Genomic DNA, 11,678 nt, shown 5'->3' on the forward strand with positions numbered 1-11,678 from the left:
CCAAAGCAATCCAGGCGTGGTGGGGGCGCGGCGAGGTAAGGGGCCGCACCCGGCTCTCCACCAGCCCCCACCCGCGGGTTGCCGCAACAACGACGGGGATCTGACAATACTTTCGCTGGTCTCAGTAACGGATTCGCAGGAGGAGGGACGACCGATGAAACGGCTGGTGAGCTTGCTCGTGGGGGCCCTCATGGTTGCCGGGGCCGCAGCCGCGGGGGAGAACCCCCGGGTGGCGCTTCGGACCTCGAAAGGGACGATCGTGCTGGAGCTTTACCCCGACAAGGCCCCGCGGACGGTGGAAAACTTCCTCCGGTACGTGAGGGAGGGGTTTTACGCGGGCACCGTGTTCCACCGGGTGATCCCGGGATTCGTGATCCAGGGCGGGGGGCTCACGGCGGATCTCCAGCCCAAGCCCACCCATCCGCCGATCCCCAACGAGGCCACCAACGGGCTCTCGAACCGGCGGGGCACCGTCGCCATGGCCCGCACCATGGTCGTGGACAGCGCGACCTCCCAGTTTTTCGTGAACCTCAAGGACAATCTTTTCCTGGACCACCGGGACGAGACGCCCCGGGGGTACGGCTACGCCGTGTTCGGCCGGGTGGTGGAGGGCATGGACGTGGTGGACACCATCGCCGCGGTGCCCACGGCTACCGTCCGCGGGTTCCGGGATGTGCCGAAGGAACCCGTGGTGATCGAGGCCGCCGAGATCCTGGAGGGGGCGCCCAAGGCAAACCCCTGACCGCCTCCGGCCCGGGGTGACCGACGCATCGCCGACCGTCGCTCCGGGGTCGAGGGAAAAAGTTTTCCCACCCTGTAACACAAACATCCATTTCCGCCACCTCCGCCCCGGTTGGGAACTTTGGTTCCCTGCCGGGGCGCTTCGTTTCCGCCGGCCGCCTTCGGGCCGGGAACCGTGCGGGACGAGCCGCTGCGGGCCTCCAAACCCGGCGGGACGCGCCGGGTTGCCGGGGTGGAGGGCCCCCGGGGGACCGTGGGCGGATAGCGGTTCCTCCCTGCTCGGGTCCCGCCTCCTGGCATGCGTATTGCAGACTCGGCCCTCGTTTGGTGTTTCGGGCCCCCACCTTTCCGAGCAAACTCTCACGACATGAATCCCTGCATCCTGGTCATCGAGGGCGACGGCCTCACCGCGGACCACCTTCGGACCGCCTGCCAGAACGACGGGTTCCGGGTGTATCACGCCACGAACGGGCGAGACGGCCTGGACATGGTGGAGAGGCTGCGGCCCGACGCGGTGTTCGTGGACATGAGCCTCCCGGACATGGACGGCCGGTCCGTGCTCACCACGGTGCGCACCGAGGGGTTCGAGGCCCTGGTGCTTATGCTCCTCGGCCGGCGCGACGTGAACGCCGTGGTGGAGTGCATGCGACTGGGGGCGTTCGAGGTTCTGGAGAAACCCTGTGAGCCCGACGCCCTCGACGCGGCCCTGGTGCGGCTCCGGGACCGGATCCGGCTCGAGGCCGAGGTGCGAACCCTTCGCAACCGACTCGCCACCGGAGGGGCCTACCAGCTCCTGTTCGGCCACAGCCGGCGGATGCGGGAGGTGCAGGCGATCGTGGACCGGATCGCCGACACCGACATCACCGTGCTCATCCGGGGGGAGAGCGGCACGGGGAAAGATCTGCTCGCCCGAGCGATCTACGAGGGCTCGAGCCGGGCCAAGGCGCCCTTCGTCAAGGTGAACTGCGCGGCCCTTCCCCGAAACCTCCTGGAGAGCGAACTGTTCGGGTACGAGGAGGGGGCCTTCACGGGGGCCCACCGCACGAAGAAGGGCAAATTCGAGTACGCGGACGGGGGCACCGTGTTCCTCGACGAGATCACCGAGATGCACGTGGACCTGCAGGCGAAGCTGCTCCACGTGCTCCAGGACCACGAGGTGTCCCGCCTCGGCGGCAAGGGCCCGATCCCCGTGGACGTGCGGGTGGTGGCGGCCACGAACCGGGACATCGAGGAGGAGGTCCGCCAGAAGCGCTTCCGCACCGATCTGTACTACCGGCTCAACGTGGTGAGCATCGTGCTGCCGCCCCTGCGGGAGCGGGCCGACGAGATCCCGTACCTGGCCGACCAGTTCTGCCGGAGGTTCGCCAAGCAGTACGGCCGGCCCGGGGTGCAGATCCCGGCGGAACTCCTGGAGGAAATGAAGGAGTACCACTGGCCCGGCAACGTGCGCGAGCTCGAAAACTACGTCAAACGCATCGTGATCGTGGGCGATCTAGAGGGGGTTCGCCAGGAGATGCGCTACCACCGGCGCCAGGCCGCGCAGTCCGCGGACGCGGCACCGGCCGACGAGGTGCCGGATTTTTCGGAATACGAGGGCCGCACCCTGAAGGACGTGTCGCGGGAGGCGGCCCGGGAGGCCGAGCGTCGGGTGCTCGAGAAGGTGCTCGAGCATACCCGGTGGAACCGCAAAAAGGCCGCGGAGCTTTTGGACATCAGTTACAAGGCGCTCCTGTACAAGATTCGGGAAACCGGCCTGGAGTAGGCCGAACCGGGAGAGGAGGAAGCGATGGGCCGGGTGTGGACGGCGGTGGTGGGAATCGTGCTTCTGGGGGCGGCGACGGCGTGGGGTGCCGCGGACGTCGTGGTGGAGCGGCCCCCGTACCGGATCGGCATCGAGGACGTCCTCGACATCCAGGTGTGGAAGAACCCGGACGTGTCCCGACAGGTGTGGGTGCGGCCCGACGGCCGGATCACCCTGCCCCTGGTGGGGGAGATGTTCGTCGAGGGCCTGACGCTCCAGGGGCTGACCGAGGAGCTCACGGCCCGGCTGAAGGAGTACTACACCGACCCCGTGGTCACGGTGAGCCTGGTGGAGATCAACAGCTACACCATCTACCTCCTGGGGCGGGTGAACAGCCCCGGCGCCATGAAGCTCCGAAGCCCCAAGACCTTCCTCCAGGTCCTGGCCATGGCCGGGGGGTTCCAGGAGTTTGCGGACACCGACAGCGTGATGCTCATCCGGTGGGTGGACGGCAAGGAGACCCGCACCCCGGTGGACGCGGGGGCCATCCTCAAGAGGGGTGAGGGGGATTTCGTGCTCCGGCCCGGTGACGTGATCGTGGTGCCATGATCCGGGCCGCGGGAATCCTCGCCCTGGTGGGGGCTTTGACGGCCTCGGCGGCGCCGGCGGCGGAGCCGGCCGAGCCGGATCCGTTCGAGCGGCAGCTCACCCGCTATCGGGAGTTCCTGGACTACGGGGGCTACGAGACCGGGGTGGAGGGGCTCCTCCCGACGGGCGCGGTGTCGCGCTGGCGGCTCTCGGCCGGGGTGGGGCTCACCTACACCGACAACCTGGACCAGGATCGGGAGCGGCGGGACGCCTGGTGGGCCGACGGTTCCCTCGGGCTCGGCTGGGAGCGGCGGTCCCCGCGGCTCCTCGGATCACTTGATTACCGCCTGAGCACGGGGCTTTACGAAAGCTCCGCGGTGTCCGATGAGAACACCACGACCCATGCGCTGGCCGGTGGGGTGCGGTGGATCGCCTCGCCCCGGGTCACCACGTACGTGAACGGCCACGTCAGCCAGAATCTGGAGGAGGGATTCGGCGGCGGGCCCACCGGGGTGGCGGCGGGGTTCCGGAACCGGTCCGACGAGTACGCGCTTTCGGCCGGGTACACCTGGCGCCTCGGGGCCTCGGCCACCCACAACGCCTCCTACGGGTTTTCGTACCGCAACTACGTCTCGGACGACGCCGAGGGAGAGGACACCCGGTCGCACCGGGCCTCGGCCGGCCTCGGCTGGGGCGGGGGTCGGGCCGGGCGATGGAGCCTGGGGTACGGGTTCGGCCGTACCGAGGAGGTGAGCACGGGGGAGCGCCGGGACAACCACAGCGGGACGGTCGGATGGAGCCGGACGTTCCTGCCCCTGGCCGACCCGCGGCCGACCACGGTGGGCGTGTCCTACGCGGTGGACCGGGGGTTGCCGGACGAGGGGGACCGGTACTGGAGCCACGGGGTTTCGGTGAGCCTGAGCCGGTCGTGGTCGGCCCGCACGACCACCTCGGCTCGGGTGGGGTACCAGTGGGTGCGGCCCGACGAGGGCGGGGACGAGCGGTCCGTGACCTGGGGGCTCGACGCAAGCCACCGGTTTTCGGAGTACACTTCGGGCACGATCGGGGTGTCCCAGGGGTGGTCCTACGAGCCGGCCTCGTCGCGCACGGAGTTCACCCAGCTCACCAAGACCCGCCGGGCCAGCGGGGCGCTGTCCACCCGGTGGGGCCGGCGGCTCACCTCGCGGGTTTCCGCCTCGGTGGTGGACGCGGAGACCCGGGTGGACGGGGCGGGCGCGGCCGACGACGACTACTGGGAAGCCTCGGCCGGAGCCGACCTGTCGGCGGGCGTCGGCCGGGGCGGGTTCTGGGGCGCCGGCTACCGATTCTCCCGGCGGATGTCCGACGCGGCCGAAGACCGCTTCCGCCGCCATCGCTGGAACGGGTTCGTGCGGTGGGCCTGGGGCCGCGTCTGGTCGGTCCGGGTGAGCCTCACCCACGACCGGGAACGCTACGACGACCTCCCGCAGGACGACTACCACGAAAACCGGGTCACGGCCCAGTTGAGCGCGGCCTGGTGACGTCCGGGCCAATCGAAGCGAGGAGACGGATGAGCAAGATCCTCAAGGCGTTGGAGAAGGCGGGAAAGGAAGGAGCCCTGGAGCCGGGGCCGGCGGTGGCGGCCGAGGCCGCGGTGGCGGCTCCTGAGCCCCCCGCGGCCGGCGTTCCGGGCCGGCCCGTCCGGCGCCGCCGGCGGTCCGGCGTGGTGGTGACCCAGGCCCCCGATCCCGAGAACCTCAAGGGGGTGGACCCCCACGTGGTGGCGCTCCACAAGCCGATGTCGGTGATCGCCGAGCAGTACCGGGGCCTTCGGAGCCGCATCGAGCGGGCGAACCTGGACGGCCGGATCCAGACCCTGGTGATCACGAGCGCGTTCAAGGGGGAGGGAAAGAGCGTCACGGCGGCGAACCTGGCCGCGGTGCTCGCCCAGGACGCCACGAAGGCCGTGCTCCTCGTGGACGCCGACCTCCGGCGCCCCCGGATCCACCGGCTCCTGGGGCTCCCCGGCACCCCGGGCCTGGGGGACCTCCTCCACGGCCGGGCGGCCCTGGAGGAGGTGGTGCGGACGACCCCGTTCTACGGGCTTTCGGTCATCACGGCCGGCGCCGTCGACGGCCACCCGGCCGAGCTCCTGGCGAGCCCCGAGTTCGAGGATTTCATCGCCCGGGTGCGCACGGAGTACGACTACATCATCCTCGACACCCCGCCGCTCCACCCCATCAGCGACGTGAACTTCGTGGCCGACGCGGTGGACGGCATCCTCCTGGTGGTCCGGGCCCACAAGACCCACCGGGGGCTCGTGAAGCAGGCGGTGGACGCCGTGCCCCGGGAGAAGCTCCTCGGCACGGTGCTAAACCGGGTGGAGAGCCTTCGGAGCGGCTACGGGTACGGGTACGGAGGGGCCGGCTATTACTACTACAAGTACTACTGACCCGCGCGGGAACGCCCCGGGGGAGAGCCGATGCGTCGGACCCTGACGCTTCGCCACTTCACGCTCTTTGCGGTGGAGGACGTCCTGATCCTCGCCGCGGTGCTGGCCGCGATGGCCCTGCGGTTCGGCGGCGACGTGCGGTTTCTCTTGAACGACCCCTTCGAGTGGCTGCGGGTCGGGGCCGTGGTGCTCGTGACCCAGGTGTCGTTCTACTACCACGACCTCTACGAGCTCCGGGTGCTGAACAGCCGCCGGGAGCTCATGGTGCGGCTCCTGCAGGCCCTGGGGGTTGCGAGCATCCTGCTCGCGTTCGCCTACTACCTGTACCCCGATCTCATCCTGGGCCGGGGCATCTTCGTCCTGTTCGTGGGGATCGTGATCGGGGTGGTGGTGCTGTGGCGCCTGGGCTACACGGCGGTCTTGTCGAGCCGGGGCCTCTCCGTGGGCATCCTGCTCGTGGGGGCGGGCGACCTGGCCCGCAAGGTGTACCGGGAGACCCAGGCCCGTAAGACTCTCGGGTTCCACGTGGTGGGATGCCTCGCGGCCGACCCGGACGAGGCCAGGGGGCGGGACGGGCTGCCCCGGGTTCTGGGCGGGTTCGAGGATCTCCTCGAGGTGGCCCGGCGGAGCGACGTGGACCGGGTGGTGGTGGCCATCGGGGAGCGGCGGGGGAAGTTCCCGGTGCGGGAGCTCCTGGAGCTTCGGCTCTCCGGAAAGCCGGTACTGGACGGGGTGGCCTTCTACGAGGAGCTCACCGGGAAGATGCTGGTGGAGCACCTGCGGCCGAGCCAGCTCATCTTCTCGGAGGGGTTCTCGAAGCACCCGGTGGTGCTCCTCATCAAGCGGGTCGTGGACTTCACGGCGAGCCTCCTGGGGCTCGTGCTCTCCGCCCCCATCTGGGCCGTGGTGCCCTTGGCCATCAAGCTCGACTCCCCGGGGCCGGTGTTCTTCCGCCAGGAGCGGGTGGGGGAGCGGGGCCGGCGGTTCGAGGTCCTGAAATTCCGGTCCATGCGCACCGACGCCGAGGCCCACACCGGCCCGGTGTGGGCCCGGGACAAGGACGACCGGGTCACCCGGGTGGGCCGGATCATCCGCAAGACCCGGATCGACGAGATCCCCCAGCTCATCAACGTGCTCAAGGGGGAGATGAGCTTCGTGGGCCCCCGGCCGGAGCGGCCGTTTTTCGTGGAGCAGCTCGCCCGGGAGATCCCCTACTACGTCCAGCGCCACACCGTGAAGCCGGGGGTGACCGGGCTCGCCCAGGTGAAGTACAGTTACGGCTCCACCAAGGAGGACGCCCTGGAGAAGCTCCGGTACGATCTGTACTACATCAAGCGGATGGGGTTCTGGATGGACCTCTCCATCATCCTCGAGACCGTCAAGGTGGTCCTGTTCGGCAAGGGCGCCAAGTAGCTCCGGCGCGGGGTGACGCGGCATGTACACCGAGTTCTACGGGCTGTCGGGACGACCCTTCTCCCTGACCCCGGACCCGGACTTTCTCTACCTGAGTAAGAACCACCGGGAAGCCCTGGCCCACCTGACCTACGGGGTGGAGTCCCGCAGCGGGTTCGTCATGGTCACGGGGGAGGTGGGGGCCGGGAAGACCACCCTCCTGCGAACCCTGGTCCGGAACCTCGGGGACTCGTTGGTCCTGAGCCAGGTGACGAACACCCGGGTGAGCTACAAGGAACTGCTGGAGCTCATCCTCGAGGATTTTGGCCTGAACCCCCGGGGCCTTTCCAAAACGGCGCTCCTGAGCACCCTGAACGAGTTCCTGATCGCCCGCTACCGCGAGGGCCGAAACTGCGTCGTGATCGTGGACGAGGCCCAGAACCTGGCGGTCTCCACCCTCGAGGGCCTCCGGATGCTCTCGAACCTGGAGACCGAGAAGGTGAAGCTCCTGCACCTGGTGCTGGCGGGCCAGCCGGGGCTCCGGGACCTCATCGACAGCCCCGAGCTCGAGCAGCTGCGCCAGCGGATCACGGTGCGTTACCACCTGGGCCCCCTGAGCGTCGGCGAGGTGGGGGAGTACATCCACCACCGCCTGAGCCGCGTGGTGACCGACCCCGAGCGGGCCCCCGTGTTCCCGACCGAGGTGATCCCGATCATCCACGAGGCCACGGGCGGGATCCCGCGGCTTGTGAATGTGCTCTGCGACGCGGCCCTGCTGCACGGGTACGTGGAAGACCAGCGGGAGCTGGGCCCGGCCCTGATCCGGGAGGTGGCCGAGCAGGTGCGGCGGGACCAGGAGGGCCGGAAGGCCCCCCCGACGCAGGAGGCCAAGGACGACGAGGACCTCCGGCGCCGGCTCGACCGGCTCGAGGCCCAGGTCACGGCCGTGGCGTCCGGGTTTTCCCGGGCCGCCCCGGGCCCCGGCGCGAACCCGGCCGTCCTGGCGAAGCTCAAGCAGAAGCAGCAGGCCCTCGCCTCCTTGGAGCAGGAGCTTCGCCGCCGGCTCGCCGAGGTGGAGAGGCGGGAGGCCGAGTTCAACGAGAGGCTCGCCCGGCTCAAGGAACAGTGGAAGCGCCGGATGCGGCTCCTGGAGGAGGCCCGGAGGGGCCTTCTGGGGGGCGAGTGGGAGTTCCCGGAGCCCAAGGTGTTCCTGTTCGACCCGGATCCCCGCGTCCGAAACGAGGCCTGCGAGTGGTTCGAGGCCTACGGGGTCGCGTACGACGAATTCGAGAGCCTGGAGGCCCTGGAAGAGGCGCTCGCCGAGGAGGGATCGGCGGGCTGGTTCTCGGTGGCGGTGGTGGGCAGCGGGCCGAACGGGGCCGAACGGGAAACCGTGCGGTACCTGGCCGAGGGGTTCCCCCACGTGCCCCTGGTGTACCTGAGCGACGTGGACCTCTCGCCCGTGCGGCGGCGGGTCCTGGAGGCGGGCGCCAGCGCCTTCCTGGAAAAACCCCCGCCCAACGGGCTTTCCTTCGCGGCCCATCGGGAGGCCATGGAGCACCTGCGCGAGGATCTGCTGCGGGTGGTGGACTTCCTCTACCGCCAGCACCGGGCCGTGTTCGAGACCTTCCGCCCGGCCGGCCGGGTCGGCGAGGATGGGCCGTACGAGGAGGAAGGGTTCGCTCCGGACGAAGAGGACGGGCCGGCCGACGCGCCGCCCCCCGACGAGGAGGCGGCCGAGGGGTAGGGGAGAGGGGGGGATCGCCATGTCTTGCGACGAAGGTGAGGATTGGCCGCGGTCCTCCGGTTCGGCCGGGGTTTGGCCGCCGCGCCGACCAGCCGCCTCGCCGCCCAGCGTAGAGAGGCTGGCACCATGCGAAAAAGGCTCGGACAGCTCCTGATCGAGTTCAAGATCATCACGAGCGAGCAGTTGGCCGAGGCCATGGCCGACCAGCGCCGCACCGGCGAGCGGCTGGGCTCCATCCTGATCAAGAAGGGCTACGTGACCGAGGAGGACCTGGAGTACCTCCTGTCCCGCCAGCTCGCCGTCCCCGCCATCAACCTGGCCAAGTACCAGGTGCCCCGGGAACTCGTGGAGCTCGTGTCCGAACGGTTCATGAAGAAGAACTACGTGGTGCCGGTGGAGCGGGACGAGAAAACGCTCACGGTGGCCATGGCCAACCCCCAGGACTACCGGGTCATCGACGAACTGCGGTTCATGACGGGGCTTCGGGTGGCGCCGGTGGTTTCGTCCATGTACGGCATCAAGCAAAAACTCCGGGAGCTCTTCCCCAAATCGGAGAAGTGGGAGGATGCCCTCGACCTCAAGGCCCAGCGGGAACTGGAGATCATCACGCCCCAGGAGTTCCAGCGGACCGCCGAGGAGAACCTGGAGGACGCCCTCGAGTCGGCCTCGGAGGCCCCGATCGTCAAGATCGTGAACTCGGTGCTCCTGGCGGCCCTCGACAAGAAGGCCACCCACGTGCACATCGTGCCCGAGGAGTCGGCCGTCCAGGTGAAGCTGCGGGTGAACAGCCACCTGGAGACCCTGGTGACCCCCCCGAAGGAGTACGCCCAGAACATCGTGAACCGGCTCAAAATCCTGAGCGGGATGGACATCCTCCAGCGGCGCCTGCCCCAGGAGGGGTACTTCCGGGTGCGCAGCGAGGACCAGTTCTACGACGTGGACGTGGCCACCTTCCCGGTGCGAAACGGCGAGCAGGTGGTCCTGACGTTTCAGCAGCCCTTCTCCAAGGAGGAGCTCCGGCTCGAGAACCTCGGCATGACCCCCGAGATGCTCGAGACGTACCGCCGGGTCATCTCGGCCGAGCGGGGGCTGGTGCTCGTGGTGGGGCCGCCCGACAGCGGGAAGACCTCCACGATCTACGCGAGCCTGAACGCGCTCAAGAGCCCCCACCGGGTGACCTTCACCTACGAAAATCCCATCAAGAACCGGCTCGCGGACATCAACCAGGCGGAGCCCAACGAGCGGGCCGGGCTCACCTTCGCCCAGGGGTTGAAGGCGCTCGCGAAGCAGGATCTCGACTACCTCATGGTGGGCGAGGTGCCGAGCACCGAGGTCCTCTCCACCGTGGTGGAGGCCGCCCTGGGCCGGACCCTGGTGTTCGCCCGCATGGTGTTCAACAACACACTGGGCGTGATTCCCCACGTGCTCGAGCAGGGGGTGGCGCCGTTCATGCTCTACTCGGCCCTGGCCGCCGTGCTGGGCCAGCGCCTGGTGCGGCGGCTGTGCCCGGAGTGCCTGGAGTCGTTCGACCCGCCGGAGCCCGTCAAGGAGGAGTTACGCCGGGCCACGGGCCGGGAAAACCCCCACCTCTACCGGGCCGTGGGCTGCCGGGCCTGCGGGGGCACCGGGTACCGGGGCCGGATCGGGGTGTTCGAGCTCCTCGTGCCGGACGACGAGATGCGCCAGCTGATCCTCGGCGGGGCCTCGGCCCAGGAGATCGCGGCGGCGGCGCGGGCCAACGGATTTCGGACCCTGATCGAGGACGGCCTCACCAAGGCCGTGGACGGCATGACCACCTACGAGGAGGTCCGGGGAATCAAGTAGCCGGCCCCCTCGCCCTGTGCCCCGGTCGCCAAGGACGGATTCGTTGCCCCAGCCCTCGCCCTCGTTCCCCAGCGCGTTCACCGTGGACGTGGAGGACTACTTCCACGTCTCGGCCTTCGAGGCCGTATGCCCCCCGGAGACCTGGGAGGCCCGGGAGCTCCGGGTCGAGCGCAATACCGACCGGGTGCTCGAGGTCCTCGCGGAGTTCGGGGTGCGGGCCACCTTTTTCGTGCTGGGATGGGTGGCCGAGCGGTGCCCGGGCCTCGTGCGCCGGATCTCGGCGGCCGGCCACGAGATCGCCTGCCACGGGTACGGCCACCGCCGGGTGACCACGCTGACCCGGGAGGCGTTTCGCGACGACGTCCGCCGGGCCAAGGGGCTCCTGGAGGACCTGGCCGGGGTGGAGGTCCGGGGGTACCGGGCCCCCAGCTATTCCATCGGCCCCACGACCCTGTGGGCCTTCGACGAGTTGCTGGAAGCCGGCTTCACGTACGACTCCAGCGTGTTCCCGGTGCGCCACGACCTTTACGGCCTGGCCGAGTGGCCCCGGTTCCCGTTTCGGCTGGAGCGACTCGAGGGGGAAGGGGCCGGGAACTGGGTGCCCCTGGACCCGGGCGCGGAGCCGGGGAGCCCGAGCCTCCTGGAAGTGCCGGTGACGCCGGTGAGGCTCCTGGGCCGCAACTGGCCGGCCGCCGGCGGGGGGTACTTCCGGCTGCTGCCCTACGCCGTGACCCGATGGGCCCTCCGGCGGATCCTGCGGGCCGACCGCCGGCCGTTCGTGTTCTACGTGCACCCCTGGGAGCTCGACCCCGACCAGCCCCGCATCGAGGGCGCCGGGCTCAAGAGCCGGTTTCGCCACTACCTCAACCTCCGCCGCACCGAGCCCCGGTTGCGGCGCCTCCTCTCCGAGTTCTCCTTCGCCCCGATCCGCGAGGTGGTCCCCGAAACGGCCGGCGGCTGAGCCCCGGGAGCTGGCTGCCCGCTGGGACGCTAGGACGCTAGGACGCGAAAGTCCTTTGGGATTCCAGCGTCAGCGGCTGTCCCAACCTGTGGGAGCGGCTGCCGTATCAGGGGCCAGAATTCAGAAGTCATACCAAATTCGGCCCGGCAAGGGGCCTGGCGGAGCGCCGGGCGTGGCTCCTACAGTCGCTGCATCCGGCACTCAGCCGATGTCTCCCTCGCCATGAGCCCACCAATGGCTCGCCAACGGTCGT

Annotated in this window: 9 protein-coding genes; all 9 read left to right on the forward strand. The window is 69.6% G+C overall.

Annotated features, from left to right (window positions below; translation table 11 throughout):
• Positions 1-154: 154 nt before the first annotated feature.
• Positions 155-742, forward strand: a complete 588-nt coding sequence (locus ACYQ8L_RS17015; RefSeq protein WP_459943012.1) for a peptidylprolyl isomerase — start codon at positions 155-157, stop codon at positions 740-742.
• Positions 743-1,108: 366 nt separating this feature from the next.
• Entirely contained in the window at positions 1,109-2,503 is a 1,395-nt protein-coding gene (locus ACYQ8L_RS17020; RefSeq protein ID WP_459943013.1) for a sigma-54-dependent transcriptional regulator, read from the forward strand.
• Positions 2,504-2,527: 24 nt separating this feature from the next.
• Positions 2,528-3,091, forward strand: a complete 564-nt coding sequence (locus ACYQ8L_RS17025) for a polysaccharide biosynthesis/export family protein (protein WP_459943014.1) — start codon at positions 2,528-2,530, stop codon at positions 3,089-3,091.
• On the forward strand, positions 3,088-4,590 hold the full coding sequence (locus ACYQ8L_RS17030) for a porin family protein (RefSeq protein ID WP_459943015.1): 1,503 nt from the start codon (positions 3,088-3,090) through the stop codon (positions 4,588-4,590). The genes ACYQ8L_RS17025 and ACYQ8L_RS17030 overlap by 4 nt, the downstream gene beginning before the upstream one ends.
• A gap of 29 nt (positions 4,591-4,619) precedes the next feature.
• Entirely contained in the window at positions 4,620-5,501 is an 882-nt protein-coding gene (locus ACYQ8L_RS17035; protein ID WP_459943016.1) for a CpsD/CapB family tyrosine-protein kinase, read from the forward strand.
• Between the two features lie 30 nt (positions 5,502-5,531).
• On the forward strand, positions 5,532-6,914 hold the full coding sequence (locus ACYQ8L_RS17040; RefSeq protein ID WP_459943017.1) for a sugar transferase: 1,383 nt from the start codon (positions 5,532-5,534) through the stop codon (positions 6,912-6,914).
• 22 nt (positions 6,915-6,936) lie between these two features.
• Positions 6,937-8,640 (forward strand): XrtA/PEP-CTERM system-associated ATPase, encoded by a 1,704-nt coding sequence (locus ACYQ8L_RS17045; RefSeq protein WP_459943018.1) that lies wholly within the window; start codon positions 6,937-6,939, stop codon positions 8,638-8,640.
• 126 nt (positions 8,641-8,766) lie between these two features.
• The gene (locus ACYQ8L_RS17050) at positions 8,767-10,464 is read left to right on the forward strand and encodes a GspE/PulE family protein (RefSeq protein ID WP_459943019.1); all 1,698 of its coding nucleotides are present in this window, start codon (positions 8,767-8,769) and stop codon (positions 10,462-10,464) included.
• A gap of 43 nt (positions 10,465-10,507) precedes the next feature.
• The gene (locus ACYQ8L_RS17055) at positions 10,508-11,425 is read left to right on the forward strand and encodes an XrtA system polysaccharide deacetylase (protein WP_459943020.1); all 918 of its coding nucleotides are present in this window, start codon (positions 10,508-10,510) and stop codon (positions 11,423-11,425) included.
• Positions 11,426-11,678: the final 253 nt, after the last annotated feature.

The organism is Deferrisoma palaeochoriense (assembly GCF_054656955.1).